This window comes from Desulfonatronum sp. SC1 (genome assembly GCF_003046795.1).
GTDB lineage: Bacteria > Desulfobacterota > Desulfovibrionia > Desulfovibrionales > Desulfonatronaceae > Desulfonatronum.
The window spans coordinates 1-16,215 of record NZ_PZKN01000034.1 but is presented as its reverse complement, the minus strand read 5'-3'; the positions used below and the strand labels follow the sequence as shown (position 1 = coordinate 16,215).

The window sequence follows — 16,215 nt, the reverse complement described above, 5'->3', positions numbered from 1 at the left end:
TCAGCCTTGCCTCTCCTTGGTTTCGCGAAGATCCTTGGCGCGGATTTCGGCGCGCTTGATCTTGCCGCTGATGGTCTTGGGCAACTCGGCCACGTAGCTGATGATTCGGGGATATTTGTAGGGCGCGGTGAGGGACTTGACGTGATTCTGGAGTTCCTTGGTCAGTTCCTCGGAGCCGACGTAGCCCGGAGCCAGAACCACGGTGGCTTTGACCGTTTGTCCTCGATCCGGGTCCGGGACCCCGGTCACCGCGGCTTCGATTACCGCGGGGTGGGTGATCAGGACGCTTTCCACTTCAAAGGGGCCGATGCGGTAGCCCGAGCTTTTGATCAGATCGTCCACCCGACCCAGGAACCAGAGATAGCCTTCCTCATCCATCCAGGCCTTGTCCCCGGTATGGTAGACCCCGCCTTTGCGGGCCTGGGCCGTCTTGTCCGGTTCGTCCAGGTATCCGGCGAACAAACCTAACGGATCAGCGCCGTCCAGGCGGATGCATATCTCGCCCTCCTCGCCCGGAGCGCAGGGTTGATCGTCGTCGTTGAGCAGGACTATGTCCCAGCCGGGACAGGGCTTGCCGATGGAGCCGGGTTTGGGCGTCATGAATGGGAAGGTGGCCACTTGCAGTGTGGTTTCGGTCTGGCCGTACCCCTCGTAAATGGGCAGTCCGGTGGCGTCCTTCCACGCATGAAAAACCCCCTCGTTGAGCAGTTCTCCGGCCGTGGTGCAGTGGCGCAGGCTGGAGAGATCCAGGCCGGAGAAGTCCTGGCGGATCAGGAAGCGGTAGACCGTGGGCGGTCCGCAGAACGAGGTCACCTTGTGGTCGGCCAGCAGCTCGAGCAGTTTGGCCGGGTCGAACTTGCCCCGGAAGTCGTGGACAAAGACCACGGCCCGGGCCATCCACTGGCCGTAGAATTTGCCCCAGACCGCCTTGCCCCAGCCGGTGTCGGCCAGGGTCAGGTGGATGTCCCCGGGACGCAGGTCGTGCCAATGTACGCCGGTCACGTAGTGCCCCAGGGGGTAGGTGTGCAGGTGCTCGACCATCTTCGGAGGTCCGGTGGTCCCGGAAGAAAAAAAGATCAGCAGGCTGTCCCGGCCCCCGGCGTTTTCAGCCGGATCCTCGGGCCGGGGAAAAACGTCGGACGCCCGGGCCATGATCGCGGCGTAGTCGGTCCAGCCCGGCTTTGGGCCGTCCCCGCCGACCCGGATCAGCGTGCGCAGGCCGGGGCAGTCCGGCAGGGCGGCCAGGACCGCTGGCGCGACCCCGGCGTCCGTGATCACGGCCTTGATTCGGGCGAAATTGACCCGGTAAACGATATCCTTGGTGGTCAGCAGGGCCGGGGAGGGCACGGCCACCGCGCCCAGTTTGTGCAGGGCCAGCATGGCTACCCAGAATTCCACCCGGCGGTGCAGGATGAGCATCACCCGGTCGCCTTTTTTCAGGCCGAGTTGTTTCAAGGCATTGGCCAGTTTGTTGGATTCGGTCCGGAAAAAGCCCAGGGCGAAGTCCCGGCGGTTCCCGGCGTCGTCCACATGGATCATGGCCGGTCGGTTCGGTTCCCGCGCGGCATGGACGTCCAGAAAATCGTAGGCGAAATTGTAGTTGTCCGGAATCTTCAATTGAAACTTGCTCAGAAAGTCTTCGTGGGAATGGTAGGTTTGGTGCATGGTTGTCCGCATGGTCGTTAGATGATGACGTCGAGGAAAGTGGCCTCAGCCTGGTCCAGGCCCCGGAGGGCATGGGGCGTCCGGGAGCTGAAGTACAGGCTGTCTCCCGGTTCGAGGATCAGGGTCTGCTCTCCCAGGCGCAGTTCCAGACGACCGGAGAGCATGTAGATGAATTCCTGCCCCGCATGCTCGGTGAAGGTCAGTTCCTGTTCGTTTTTCGGCGGCACGGTGACCAGAAACGGTTCCATCCGACGGCCGATGAAGCTGTAGGCCAGGCTTTTGTAGGCGTAGTCCTTGCGACGATCCACGCTCATGCCCTTGCCCTTGCGGATCAGGGCGTGATTGTGCAAATGGGCCTCGCCGCCGGAAAGCAGCACGGTCAGGTCCACGCCGCAGCTTTTGGCTGTGTGAAAAAGGTGGCTGACCGGGATTTCCACGGTTCCGGATTCGTACAGGGCCACCTTGTCCGGGGTGGATTCGATCCGGGCGGCCATTTCCTCGAAGCTGAGGTCCAGGGCCTCGCGCAGACCGCGCAACCGCGGGGCGATCTGGGCGTAAGGCGGAGTCTCGGGGGAAATGTCAGGCATGGTGATCGTCCTGGGGTTGAGGTTTCGTTACTTAAGTGATGAAAAAGTCTTTGTCGACAGGCCGTTCAAAAACCCCAAGTGCAAGGAGCAAGAAAAGTTCAAGGTCGAAGCGTATGTGTTGATACGTAAGAGTTTGAACTTTTTGCGGCGACGCGGCAATTGGGCGTTTTTCATCGGACTGTGAGGGCGGCGGCCATGTCCAGGGCGTTGCGCAGGCTTTGGGCCGAGGCCTTGCCCTGGCCGACCAGGTCGTATCCGGTGCCGTGGTCCGGGCTGGTGCGGACGTAGGGCAGGCCGAGGGTGATCTGGACGCCATCGTGAAAGTGCAACAGCTTGAAGGCCGTCAGCCCCTGATCGTGGTACATGGCCAAAACCGCGGAGAAGTCGCCTTGGGCGGCCCGGTGGAAAATCGTGTCCGCGGCCAGCGGGCCGACCACGTTCCAGCCCCTGGCCGCGGCCTGGACCACGGCCGGGGCGATGACCCGCCGGTCTTCGCCACCGATCCGTCCGTCCTCTCCGGCGTGCGGGTTCAGGCCGCAGACCGCGACGGGAGCTCGGAGGTTCTGGGCGTGCATCGCGGCCATGGTCAGTTCCAGCTTGCGGAGAATCAGTTCGGTGGTGATCAACCCCGGCACCGCCCTCAACGGAGGGTGGGTGGTGGCCAGGCTGACCCGCAGCCGAGGCCCCCAAAAATGCATGCAGACGTCGTCCGGCTCTAATCCGGCCTTGGCGGCCAGAAACTCGGTGTGTCCGGCGAAATCGAATCCGGCCCGCTGGAGCGCGGCCTTGTTCAGCGGGCAGGTGGTCAGGGCCTGGACATGGCCGGATTGCAGCAGGGAGCACGCGGTTTCCAGGGCCAGTCCCGCGGCCCGGCCGCCCTCGACAGTGGCCGCGCCCGGCCGCATGGGAAAGGCGTCGAGGCCCGGAGGCGTGTAGAGATGGACGCTTGGCGGCTGGTCCGTTGATCGTTCCGACAACCGCTCCGACGGTTGGGTCGGATCGGACAGCCGATGCCAAAAGACAGGGCCGCCTGACGCCTGCTGATGGTGCGCCAGGGCCTGTTCCGGACCGATAATCAACACGGAGACCCCAGTCAGAGACTTGGGAAGGCCGTGCCGGAAAACACGACAAACCAGTTCCGGCCCCAGCCCGTTGGGGTCGCCCAGGGTCAGGCCCAGGGTCAGGCCCAGGGTCAGGCCCAGGGTCAGGCCCTGAATCTGGCCCTGGACGGAAGGTTCGGGCACGGCTTACCCGTTGTTTTGCTTCGGAGCCAAGGAAAGGCAATCCTCGCGGAAGATGCAGCCCTCCTGGTCGCAATAGCCGACTTCGGCCCGGGCGAAGCAGTCGAAGTTGCCCTCATCCAGTTGGATCGTGCGGACGGCATGAATCTTCGTGGTGCCGACGCCCAGTTTCAATCCGCGTGACTTGGCCATGGCTCGGATTTCCGTCATTTTCATGGAACTACCTCTTCTTTTTGAAGGATAAAGGCTCGTCGTCGGATTTGGCGGTCAGGTCGGGGACAGGTCCGCCCCGATGTCCGTATAGGCTTGGATATACTGCTTCGCCGCGCTTGACCAGGAATAGTCCTTGCGCATGGCTCTGATCCGCATGGTGTTCCACTCCGTCGGACGTTCCCAGACGTTCAGGGCCAGCTCGATGCTTTGCAGAAAGGTCCGGGCGTCGGGCGGGGTGAAGATGAAGCCCGTGGACTCCTGGTCGGGGTAACCGGTGATGGTGTCCAGAAGCCCGCCCAGGGCGGAAGCCACGGGCAGGCTGCCGTAGCGCAGACTGTACATCTGGGTCAGGCCGCAGGGCTCGTAGCGCGAGGGCATCAGGAAGAGATCGACCCCGGCCTGGATGCGGTGGGCCAGGTCTTCGGTGTAGCCGATGCGGGCCACGAGCCGCCCCGGGTAGGTCTCCATCATGTCCTGAATCTGGGCCTCAAACTGCAGATTGCCCTCGCCCAGGACCACCAGGCAGACGTCCTTGCGCATCAGTTCAGGCAGAATGTCCAGGAGCATGTCGATGCCCTTTTGCTCTCGGAGACGACCGACGAATCCGAGCAGAGGGCGGGACAGCAGTTCGGGGGCAAGGCAAAGTTCATGAAACAGGCTTTCCTTGCAGCGAGCTTTCCCCTGTAGCGACTCCGGCGAATAGGTGCTGGGCAAAAAGCGGTCCTGCCGGGGATCCCAGACCGCGTAGTCCGCGCCGTTGAGAATTCCCCGTAAGTCCGAGGCCCGGTGATTGAGAATGCCTTCCAGACCGCAGCCGAATTCCGGGGTCAGAATTTCCTTGGCATAGGTCGGGCTGACCGTGGTGACCAGATCCGCGTGGGAGATGCCGGACTTGAGCAGGTTGAAATCCCCGAAGAACTCAGCCCCGGAACTGTTCCAGGCCGCCGGGGGCAGCCCGGATTCCAGGAACAGGCGGTAGGCGAAGCGGCCCTGAAAGGCCAGATTGTGGATGGTGACCACGGACTTGGTCTTCTTCCAGAAGGTGTCCACCTTGCGTAAATAATGCAGATAGGCCGGAACCAGGGCCGCGTGCCAGTCGTGGGCGTGGATGATCTCCGGTGGGTTGGACAACCGTCTGGCCCATTCCATGGTCGCCCGGCAGAAAAAGATGAACCGCTCGCAGTTGTCGAAATAGTCGCCCTTGTGGGTGCAGTAAAGAAAGCGGCGGTCGAAATACTCGCCTCGGGAGATGAAATATACCGGCAGACCGTGATAATCGGCCAGAAAAATGTCCGCGGTGGTGTCCGGCCAGGGATAGCCCACAGGGCAGTCCTCGTAGATCAGCCGCAAGGGAAATTCGCTGCTGGCCAATCGCCCGTAGAACGGAGTGATCACCCCCACGCTTATCCCGCGGTGGGACAAGGCCAGGGGCAGGGCACCCATGACGTCCGCGAGGCCCCCGGTCTTGGAGAACGGGTACATTTCCGAGGCCACGAACAGGACCTGTGGATGGCTGTCCATGCTGATTCCTTTAGGCTTTGTCTTGCGTCGGAGAAAGGAACGATGAAGCGAACCCGGTTGGGTTCAGGGCCAGGTGACGCAGACGCAGTTCCTGGAGGATGCACCCGTGGTCAAAGGCCAGTTGCTCGGGCAGGGCGGTCAGGGGAAAGACGCGCACGGCCCCGGCGTCGTCTCCGGCCCGGAGTTGGTCCGGATTCTTGGCCTGGGCCGTGAAGATCGTGCTGATTGTGTGTTGGCGCGGGTCACGGCTCGGGTCGGAATAGACGCCGAAAAGCCCGGTCAGCTCCACCTCCAGCCCGGTTTCCTCCAGGGCCTCGCGCACCGCGGCCCGTTCCGCGGACTCGCCGTAATCGATGAACCCGCCGGGAATGGCCCAGCCAGGAGGCGGGTTGCGGCGTTCGATGAGGACGATTCCCCGGCCCGGAATAGTGATCAGAATGTCCACCGTGGGCACCGGGTTGGCATAGACGGTCAATGGTTTGGCGCAGTGGGGGCAGGGTTTTTGGAGTCCTGGCATGGTCGATTCGCTTCCATGGGGGCATACAGTCGGGAAAGAGAATGAAGATAAGGCGGTTGACTGCGAAAAACGGTCCTGAACGAGGTGCAGGCACCTTAGACGGACCCTGGGCAAAGGGCAACACCTCTGTCGGAGCGCGAGTCAAAACGGCATGGTCGACGAGGGCTTCGGGCCGGAAACGTCGAATGTCTTTATCGCCTGATCGAGCACAAGCCCTGGCTGTTCTCCCCCAAGGAGGTAAGGAAGTTTAAATACGCTCGCGGATCAATGGAAGCGGCAGGGAAAGGACGAAGGCAGGATTGAAAGCGAACTGAAAGGCGTTCGCTCAACCATTCTGGACCACATACTTGCCAGGTTTGATCACATCCCCATGGGCCTCACGGGCAGGCTCAGCGCCATTGAGGATACCGGCACGCTCAAGGGGCTTTCCGTCAGAAAATGGCTCACTATGCGTTTCGGACAGGTGCTCCGCCTGGGTATGATTTTGCCATCGGTTTATGTCCCAACCAGGCATTGTCCACTAGCCTGGGGTTGGACAGCCAAAGGCTGGACTATCCTGGGATAATTGAAAGATAAAGAAACAACCCCAACTGGGTTGCGTCAGGTACGGCCTCGTTCGTTACTGGCCGAGTTTTCATTTTTCGGACGCAACACCCTTTGGGGTTGGTAAAAAAACATGGAACTATTCCCAGGGTAGCGTCAGCGGCGGCGGTGCGCCGCAACCCTGGGCTATGAAACTGAATCCCGTTGTGATTCCCGGAGGAAGAAAACAGTCCGAAACGCATAATGAGCCATTTTAATTGTTGACATGATCTTGAAGATATGTTGGACCTCCTTTAAAAAGTGTAGAGTCAATTGCCGTGCGCGGGATGGTTTTCATGACATGCACGATGCCTGTGCGCGGCGGAATATGATGCCAATGTTGTTGACCATTTTTCCAAAAGCGCACGCCTTCCACCGGGCAGCCCATTGCCGGGCCTTCGCCCCGCCGGGTTCCGTCCGACTCCCCTCTTCAGACGAACCATGAAAACGCCCGTTTCCGGTTATCCGGAACGGGCGTTTTTGTTTTCACGTCCCTGTTTTGGGCAAAACGGGCTGTCGTCTCCTTGCCTGCTGAGCCTTCCACTCCTCTCCCCCCATTAACCGCCATCAAAACAGGAGTAACTCATGCACCACCTGACCAAGACCCTGACGGCCTTGGCCTTGTTTGCGGCCCTGACCCTGCAACAATCTCTTGCACGGCATGAGACAGCAAGCGAGGTACGCACATGAAGAAATTTCTTTTCCTTGTCCTTACGACAATGCTTTTCCTGACCCTGACCGGCGCGGCAATGGCTCTGTCGAGTTGTCCTGGCGACATGACTGGAGAAGGGACTCCTGGTGATCCTCCCTGTCAGGTCACCACACCAGAGCAACTCAATTCCATCAGGGGGGGATTTCTCGGGTTGTCATACAAGTTGATGAACGACATTGATTTGGATGTGGGCCCATACAATGTGGGTGAGGGGTGGGAGCCCATCAGCACGTTCACCGGAAATTTCGACGGCGACGGGCATACCATCAGCGGGCTGTTCATCAACCGGCCAGGGGCAGATCTTCTGGGCCTGTTCGGAGCCACTGAAGGCGCGACCATCAAAAACCTCGGCCTGACGAATGTGGCTATTACCGGCCAAAATCTTGTTGGTGGACTGGCTGGGAGCAGTAGTGACGGCGTCACACTAAGCAACTGCTACTCTACAGGCACTGTGTCCGGAAATAATGGTGTCGGCGGGCTGGTGGGAGGCAACATTGTTGCCGTCACTCCTGGCACCATAACCAGCTCCTATTCCACTGCCGCGATAAATGGAAACGAGTCTGTAGGCGGGCTGGTGGGAATGAATTCCGGTGCCGTGACTAACAGTTACGCCACCGGCAACGTGACTGGAACAGACGAGGTCGGCGGGCTGGTGGGACTTAATAGTGCCGGACCCGTAATCAGCAGCTACTCCACCGGGACGGTGACAGGAACAACGAATGTCGGCGGGCTGGTGGGATTACTTGCTGCTGCTCTCACCGTGACCGATTCCTTCTGGGACACCCAGACATCAGGCCAGACTTCAAGCGCGGCCGGTACGGGCAAGACCACGGCGCAGATGAAGAGTATTGTTACGTTTACGAACACAGGTACCGAGGGGCTGGATGATCCGTGGGATTTCAACGCCACTTGGACCATGGACGGAGACACCAACAGCGGATATCCGTATCTCAGGGGAGTTACTCCCACAGATTTTCCTTTGGTGACCACACAGGCCGTGGACGACATCACCCACAATTCAGCCACAGGGTATGGTAGCATTACCTATATGGGCGCTTCTAATCCCGAAGAGCATGGCGTGTGCTGGGCGACTACTGAAAACCCGACCACAGATGATGATTGCGCGGGCCTGGGGGCGGCCACGTCCACCGGGGCCTTTACGGCGAGCCTGACCGGTCTGATTTCCGGCACGACCCATTATGTTCGGGCTTATGCCACGAATACAGCAGGCACGGGCTATGGGGGCAACCAGCAATTCACAACAGATCCAACCTACATCGTGACCCCCACGGCCGGGACCGGCGGCACGGTCAGCGGTTCGGGAACCTATGCTCATGGCTCAACCGTCACGGTCTCGGCCACGCCCGACCATGGATATGTCTTTGTCAACTGGACCGAGGGCAGCACCGTGGTTTCCTGCGATGCGCAGTACTCGTTCAGGGTCACGGGCAACCGCACCCTGCGGGCCAATTTCAGCCCGGTGCGGAGCCAGTACACCATCGCAGGGGCGGCCAAGCCCGCGAGTTACGGGACTGTCAATGGTTCGGGCCCATACAACCACGGGGCCAACGTGACCATGACCGTCCTGCTGTCAAACCAGGGTGTTTTTTTGACCAATTGGATCGAAACCTGGCCGGGGCTTGCGGGTTATTGCGTGGTCTCAACGGATGAGCAGTTCGCCTTCACGGCCACCAGAAAACGCAACCTTACGGCCAATGTTCGGCCCAAGGTTCTGCCGATGGCGTTGATGCTGATTTTGGATGAGTAGTTCCGGCAAGTACCTCTCCAGTCACAAAACACATAAGGGGCGGTTCCATCGGGACCGCCCTTTCATTTTGGATAGCTTTTGGACCGCTCTGCCTGAACTTGTCCCTCGTGCGGCGTTTGCCAGGATGGCTTCTTCAGACGACGACGCAGACGGCGACGCATGGGTTGACCTGATCGCCAATAACTGCAAGAAAAACAAAAATTTTCTCAAGACTGCCGGAATCGAAATGAGGTAGAAGATAATCCCCAGTAGATAAGAGTTCTCGTGCCAATTCCTTCTTCCGTATATCATCTCCCTCCGCCACACGGTAATCGCAGCATGCGGCGGAACTTCCTATCAATCACCAAGGGAGAGGTTTCGACCATCAGCGCCCGCCATTGCCTAACACCCGGCAACGACGGGCGTTTTTTGTATTGATTCGAGCAATACGAGTAGAACACAAAGAAGAGGCGCTTTTTCAACCCGTCAGGACGCCGGGTTTCACGAAAGAGCATCGTTTCCGCGCTTTCGTGAATCTTTTCCTTGGCGGCCACTGGGCCTTTGCGTGAGGCAATCTGGACGCCTTGGCGAGAGACAACTTCTTCTGTCTTATGAGAGGAAAAAATGAAAACCGATATTGACGACCACAACCGCACCTGGCCGCCTCCGGGCTGAACCAGCCCGTTTGTAATGCGAGGGCATAACGACAGCATGAAAACAACGATTGTGATGAACAGCGCTCATTTTCGCCTGTATGGCGGGAATGGACGTTCGTTTTATAGATAAGATAAATGATAATTGTTCTTCGTTTTTAATCTTCTCTAGTAGTAAGATTTCTTTTGGAGGTTTTAATGAAAAAATATTTATTTATACTTTTACTGAGTTTTTTTATAGATATCAACACAGTACATGTTTATGCACAAACAAGTATTGCTCCAACAGTTATTTCTTTTATTGGCACTAGTTTGAGTATAACAGCTGAATATATTGAATATACATCTGATAATCATTCAACTGGGTACATAACAATTGATTCGGGAGATAAATTGTTATTTGATGAGAATGGCATTCATATAAATGGTCAAGTATATTATATAAATGAAATTTTTCCAAAGAAAACATCAAGTGATGGTTTTCCATTCTTCTTGAGCATGTTGTCAGTAATTGATATTCCTGGATTTTTAATGCACCAAGTTGCCAAATTTATTGGAAATGGGATGACAGGTTATGAGAAATTTCTTAATCTATGTCAAATTAATTATCCTACTACTGGGTGTAATATTTCTGGTTTAAATATTAGTTGGCACACAATTCCATTCACTGTAAACGGAACTGTAAATAGATTTTTAAGTAATGAACGTGAAGTTAGTGCTGATTTTAAGTTGCATGTCGGTTACAATTATTCATCTTTTTCAGACGATGTCTACATAGGGATACAGTCTATAATAAATAATGATATTACTTCCGCATCGATTACATCATTTGATGTTAAGGTGTCTATTTTAGACCCATTTCATTTCACATTCTCAAATCTCAAACCAGGTGATCAAAAAGTTTTTAAAATAAAAAAACAATACTTTGACATATATTTAAATGGTAATAATTACTACCCTCCGGATTCAAAAAAAGCAATAGTCGAGGCATACCAACGACCACCACTATTCTTTTTTATGATAAAAATGCACTCTGGAACTTTATCTAATTTGGACCAGCAGGTAAATGCATCAACATCTATCACCGATGTTTCTGCTGTGTATTTACCTTTAGCCAGTGCAGTTACAGTGAGCTGGGACACTGACAAATTGTCGACAGGATCATTTTATTGGGGATTAACCCCAGATGGCAATGAGTTGAATATAGATAAAACAAGCTATGCTGTTACTCATGATGTTGTCATCAACCTGAACCAAGATTGGCTAGATCATGGAGAGATGTATTACAATATCTACTCTCAAGGTCTGAATGGCGGCACTGACAGCGCCAGCGGTAAAGTCATCTTTGAGGATATTGTAGACCCTACTCCTCCGCAGATAACTATAACCTCTCCCGCATCCAATTCATCTTATACTGTTGGCACAACAATTCCTTTGAAATGGGGAAATGTCGGAAATGTTGGAAGTTATGTTAAAATCGAATTAAGTCGAGATGGAGGATCTAGTTGGTCTGTACTCAATCCTTCTTTTGCTAATAATGGATCATTCAACTGGAAAGCCGCATCCCCAGTATCAGTTAATTGCATTCTTCGTGTTACATCAACCTCTAACACTTCAATATCTGCTCAAAGCAATGTATTCTCAATAAAAGAACAATTACCACTGACAGATGACTTACATTTATGGGCATTTCCTGATTCTGTTTCAATATGTAACCATGAATCAATAACTCTCTATGCTGCCGTAGTTCAAGACAATGCCTTCATCGAAAACCGTGAAGTTTCTTTCGTAGATTTAGATAATGGGGGCTATTTTTCCCAAACGTCAAGCTATACAACTCCAGTATCCAATGTGCCTCCAGAAATAATATCTTCATCATATGGTGATCCTGCCATGGCTACAAGTACTTGGACGCCTAAAGGTCAAATTGGCCAGTATGATGTTGGTACAATTGCATCTGGATATTCAATGAAAATTGCTAGAGTTAATGTTGTGGATTGTGATGTTAAGATCAGCTATCCTTTTTCGCTTGGGAGTTGCAACCAAGATAGTTCAACTTATGAGATTAATGGACTTTTGAAGCTTATGAACGGTGATCCAGCTCAAAACAAAGACGTTAAAATTACCGTGAGATATAAATCGAATGGAAATTTATGGAATGGAGTTGTTAGAGATTGGGATAAAAGCGGAAATCCACTATCTACACGTTCGAACCATAGAGGCCAATTTCGAGTTTTTTTGGAAGTAGACCAAACAGCTGAATTATCAATATCGATTGAAAGCATGCAAAGTAATGTAACTTTTTTTCATCATGTTGTTGCAGGATGCCAACCAGCACTCAATATACAGCCGTTCACATCGATTTCTCATGCTATTCACTCAAACACACGGAAAGGGACAGGAAAGATTGCAATTTCTCCTGACGGAATGAGTTTAGCTTCGCTTGATGGCAATTATGTCAAGATTTATGATATTAGCAATACAATACTTCCTGAAACGTGGATACCAATAGCTGTTCTTCAACAATCTGCAACTAACACTAACAGAGCTATTAGTGTGTCTTGGTCACCTAACGGTGAATATTTAGCAGTTGGCTGGAGAGGATATTTCACAAGCACAAGGCCAGGTATTACAATTTTTAAAACAGGAGCAAACCAAAACGAGTATACTGTATACAATAAAAAAATGACGAATGATTCATATGAAGATCCATATAATATCATATGGAGCCATGATTCTCAATATATAATGACAGGCGAGGATTGGTACGATAGTATTGGCGGTAGGTCCAGAATATGGAGCATTTCGTCGTCGACTCCAGCAAATAATTTCTCAACATTCCAAACGGATATTTCATCTATCGCATGGTCTCCAACAAATTATAAAGCTGAAGCTCCGTATAGTTATGTTGAAAACCCTGTTGGACCTGTGTGGGAAGTCGATCCTATTGTTAAAATTTACAACAATAACAATATGTTAACTGGAACAATTTATCCTATTGAACGGGTTCAATCATTGTCGTTCAGCCCTGATGGTTCAAAATTAGCTGTTGGAACCGATCACTATGGCCTTTATGGACATACACCAATATTTATATATAATAATAATGGTCAAGAATTATACTCCTTTACCGGCCATGACCGGCATGTCGCAAGCCTCCATTGGCTCGAAGACGGTCGACTGATTTCTTCCAGCAAAGGAGATGGGATAAAAATATGGAACCAGGATGGCACACATTTGTCTTTTGGTATGAATACCAATTGGGTTGAAGCAATCAAACAGCCAGCAAAATCCCTAATATGGGCTGTGGACAACTCAGGCTCAGTAAAAGTTTTTTCTCCATGGGACACTGAAGGACCATCAATTTTTCTTAATAATCTTTCCGAAGGTAATGCAGTTCATGCATCTACTATAGAATTGTCAGGACGTGTCACTGACCCCAGTTATGTTTCAAGCGCTCGTATTCGTCTCAATTCAGGCGATTGGCAGTCGTTAAGTTTGGATGAAAACTCAGGTGCGTTTACAGTGCAGGTTAGTCCTGCAGTCGGGAATAATCAGCTTGAAATTGAAGCAGTAGACGGGCCAGGATATATCAGCAATAAAGTCATTAACTTTGAATACTCAATTCCAGTGCCAAGTTTCATTTTGCAGGTTACACCTAGCACGCTCTCTTTGAAAGCAGGAGAGACGGGCGCTTATCTTATTGATGTGATTCCCCAGAATGACTTCGATGCTTCTGTTACCTTGAGTCTGGAAAATCCGCCTCCAGGCATTGATGCCCATTTTTCTCCAAATTCTGTCCTACCAGGATCGCAGTCTATTTTGCAACTCACACCACAATCCAATATGAGTGTCGGCGATCATAGTTTTGCTCTCAAAGGATCCGGTGGAGAGATCAAAAGAACACATACTTTAGGACTTTTTAATATTCCAGCACGTATCCAGGGAAACGTTACAAATACCGATGGAGATCCATTATCAGGTGTTCACGTTACGGCTTCAAAGTGGTCCAGCGATCATCATCTTATATTTTCAAGAGATACATATACAGATATTCATGGTAATTACGAAATTGGTGACTTGCTGGGTGGCACATACTTCATTTCATTTCTGGATTTGTCTGACAAATATGAGCCTGCACTATTCAATGCTAAATCAATTTTTGAACTTCCTGACGAAGTAATCGTTATTTCTGGTGAGCCTCGAACCGGAATCAATGCTATACTGCTCTCCCCAGATAGTGAAGCCTACACCCTGACTGTTAATAATGGTACCGGCTCCGGCCAGTATGCCTCAGGAACCGTGGTACCCATCCAGGCCAACGCTCCGCCCGAGGGCCAGGTGTTCGAAAAGTGGACCGGGGACGTGGGCCATGTGGCCGAAGAGTACAATGCGTCCACCGCGGTGACCATGTCGGCAGCGAACGTATCGGTGACGGCAACCTATAAGAATCTGCCGCCGACAACCTACACTTTGACGGTAAGCTCTTTGGGCACATCCGGAGTTATAATCTTAGGCAGTCCAAGTGTCTACGGCGGGACGACCTACTACACCATGGCGGGCATTACTCCTGACACGTCCATAACCCTGACTGCGCCAGCCGTCAGTGGTGGAGCAATGTTTAACAGTTGGACCGGATGCAAATCCACTAACCATTCCGCCAGAACCTGCACCGTGACCATGAACGGCAACAGGACAGTCACAGCGCAATACGTTGGCGATTTGCCCAAGACCCTGCCCGGCGTGATGATGCTCCTGCTGGATGAATAAACAGGACAGGTGCCCTATGAAAAGACTGTTACTCTCCATTATCTCAATAGTTCTCGCCTTCTTTCAGCCTATCGTCTCACACGGAGCCGAACTGCTCTATCCCGTTGGTATTGCCGACGTCGAACAGCTTACCGGCAAGCCATTCAATCTGGATGCGTTGAAATCCGTCCCTCTATTCCTCTACATGGGGGCATTGGATGACAACGACATGGATACCCATACGGGTGATCGCTACCAGCCCGAGAAGGGCAACCTGACAACGCGAAACTATTTTGGCTCTGTCCCCATCGAAAGGTGGCCACGAGCCCGACAGATATACGACGCAGTTGGATGCGACAGCATGTTTGTGCTTTATCCTGGCGTGGGGCATGAAATAACCGAACAAATGCGCTTGGATGTCGTTCAATTCTTCAGAGAGAGCGGCAATCCCGGGAATGCATACGCCCAGGATTATCAAATCATTCGAATCACGCCGGAACAATCTTCCAGGAATTTTTACTGGCCCTACTATTTGCTGATCCCGGACAACCCTCGGCCATCGCAAGCGGTCCTGCTGGTTGAACCGAACAACACCGGATACCCTGACGATGATCCTACCGTACATGATCAAGTTGCACTTTCAATGATGTATGGGCTTAATTTCCACGCACGGGCGCTCGGCTCTCCGGTGTTGATGCCCGCATTCCCTCGCCCGTATCTCCATGATCTACCGATCAGGGACCTGTATACCCACGCCCTGAACTGGAACACCATGACCAGTACGATAGAAGGCCTTGAACGCATCGATCTGCAATTGATCGCAATGATCGACGATGCCAGAGAACGTCTGAGCACTATGGGCATTGCCACCGAAGACAAGGTTTTCATGATGGGCTATTCAGCTTCCGGGGCTTTTGCCAACCGTTTTACCATGCTCCATCCTGAACTGATAAAAGCCGCGGCCATCGGCGCACCGGGCGGCTTTCCGATTCTGCCGGTGGCCAGATGGCCTGAAACACAGTCTCTACCCGGCGTGCTGATGCTGCTACTGGATGAATAGCCTTTTGTGTTATTCAGTCATGCTGCAATATGCTAAAATGTTTAGATTATATTGGAAGCATGCTTGCAAAAGTACATTACAGTGTCTGGGTTCAGGTCTTGCTATTTGATGTATTTCGTTCTTTTTTGATGATTCCGCTGACAGTAGCGTAATGAAGGCCGAGATGCGCGGTGATCGACTGCCGGGAGCAACCGTGGTCAATGTGGGCTGCTGCGATGGCCTTGTTCCGGCTCGGCTTTGACTGCCGTTCCGGGAAATGAGTGTCTGGGGAAAGTCGCAGCGCAAAGCGTTGGAGCCGAGGAATTGCAGTGAATACGGTCATCTTCCGGAGAAATGGCCCCCGAGCAATCACATGATAGATGGTGCCAGGAAATTTAATCAATCCGAAGTAATCTTGCCATGTATCCAGCTTCCCTCGCAAGAAATCAAAATACACGACCTGACCCCAGACCGCATTTGAAAGCCTGGAGCCCAGGGAGGCCATGGAGTATATCGTCGTTTTCCTGACGTATCTCTCCAAGGCCACGGAACGGTTGAAACAAGAAGACTACGAACACGCCTTAACCATGCTTCCCCAAGGAGGTAAGGACATTATGAATACGCTCGCGGATCAATGGATGCGGCGGGGTTGGGATGAAGGCAAGATTGAAGGCAGGAGCGAAGGCCAGGTTGAGGGAGTCCGCTCAACCATCCTGGACCTTGTACTTGCCAAGTTCGATCACATCCCCATGGGGCTCACGGGTAAGCTCAGCGCTATCGAGGATCTCGGCGCCCTCAAGGGGCTTTCCGTCAGCCTGATCAAAGCCGATTCCCTGGAAGCCTTCCTGGCCCACCTGGACAAGGCCGCCAAGCCTGACACGCAGTAATCCTCAAGACACGGCAAGGACTTCCCGCTCAGGGCGAAGCCCTTGCTTTTCCACACTCGCCCCTCCACTCTCACTCCCCCGGACCATCCCCACCGACTCAGC

11 protein-coding genes are annotated in these 16,215 nt (G+C 53.2%); 4 read left to right on the top strand and 7 right to left on the bottom strand.

The window, feature by feature from the left end:
• The 6 genes from C6366_RS15585 to C6366_RS15555 form a co-directional block, all read right to left on the bottom strand.
• Positions 1 to 1,665 (bottom strand): AMP-binding protein, encoded by a 1,665-nt coding sequence (locus C6366_RS15585; protein WP_107739613.1) that lies wholly within the window; start codon positions 1,663 to 1,665, stop codon positions 1 to 3.
• A gap of 17 nt (positions 1,666 to 1,682) precedes the next feature.
• Positions 1,683 to 2,252 (bottom strand): helix-turn-helix domain-containing protein, encoded by a 570-nt coding sequence (locus C6366_RS15580; RefSeq protein ID WP_107739570.1) that lies wholly within the window; start codon positions 2,250 to 2,252, stop codon positions 1,683 to 1,685.
• A 170-nt stretch (positions 2,253 to 2,422) separates the two neighbouring features.
• A complete protein-coding gene (gene pdxA / locus C6366_RS15570; protein WP_233248533.1) occupies positions 2,423 to 3,496 on the bottom strand; it encodes a 4-hydroxythreonine-4-phosphate dehydrogenase PdxA in 1,074 nt (357 codons plus the stop codon).
• A gap of 3 nt (positions 3,497 to 3,499) precedes the next feature.
• The gene (locus C6366_RS15565; protein WP_107739566.1) at positions 3,500 to 3,709 is read right to left on the bottom strand and encodes an SAP domain-containing protein; all 210 of its coding nucleotides are present in this window, start codon (positions 3,707 to 3,709) and stop codon (positions 3,500 to 3,502) included.
• 51 nt (positions 3,710 to 3,760) lie between these two features.
• Positions 3,761 to 5,227 (bottom strand): glycogen synthase GlgA, encoded by a 1,467-nt coding sequence (gene glgA, locus C6366_RS15560; protein ID WP_107739564.1) that lies wholly within the window; start codon positions 5,225 to 5,227, stop codon positions 3,761 to 3,763.
• Between the two features lie 10 nt (positions 5,228 to 5,237).
• Positions 5,238 to 5,744, bottom strand: coding sequence for an NUDIX hydrolase (locus C6366_RS15555; protein ID WP_107739562.1), 507 nt, complete (start codon positions 5,742 to 5,744; stop codon positions 5,238 to 5,240).
• Between the two features lie 1,268 nt (positions 5,745 to 7,012).
• Between C6366_RS15555 and C6366_RS15550 the strand changes: the two genes are divergently transcribed.
• The 3 genes from C6366_RS15550 (at position 7,013) to C6366_RS15530 (ending at position 15,247) form a co-directional block, all read left to right on the top strand.
• Positions 7,013 to 8,806 carry a GLUG motif-containing protein gene (locus C6366_RS15550; protein ID WP_107739559.1) on the top strand — a complete coding sequence of 598 codons (1,794 nt, stop codon included), beginning with the start codon at positions 7,013 to 7,015 and terminating at the stop codon, positions 8,804 to 8,806.
• Positions 8,807 to 9,636: 830 nt separating this feature from the next.
• A complete protein-coding gene (locus C6366_RS19385) occupies positions 9,637 to 14,208 on the top strand; it encodes a hypothetical protein (RefSeq protein WP_146164883.1) in 4,572 nt (1,523 codons plus the stop codon).
• A 16-nt stretch (positions 14,209 to 14,224) separates the two neighbouring features.
• A complete protein-coding gene (locus tag C6366_RS15530; RefSeq protein WP_107739551.1) occupies positions 14,225 to 15,247 on the top strand; it encodes a hypothetical protein in 1,023 nt (340 codons plus the stop codon).
• Positions 15,248 to 15,338: 91 nt separating this feature from the next.
• Here C6366_RS15530 and C6366_RS15525 read toward each other — a convergent pair whose 3' ends face one another.
• A complete protein-coding gene (locus C6366_RS15525) occupies positions 15,339 to 15,731 on the bottom strand; it encodes a hypothetical protein (protein WP_107739549.1) in 393 nt (130 codons plus the stop codon).
• On the opposite strand from C6366_RS15525, the gene C6366_RS15520 reads away from it, so the two are divergent.
• A complete protein-coding gene (locus C6366_RS15520) occupies positions 15,730 to 16,113 on the top strand; it encodes a hypothetical protein (RefSeq protein ID WP_107739547.1) in 384 nt (127 codons plus the stop codon). The two genes, C6366_RS15525 and C6366_RS15520, sit on opposite strands and share 2 nt — an antisense overlap.
• Positions 16,114 to 16,215 lie beyond the last annotated feature (102 nt).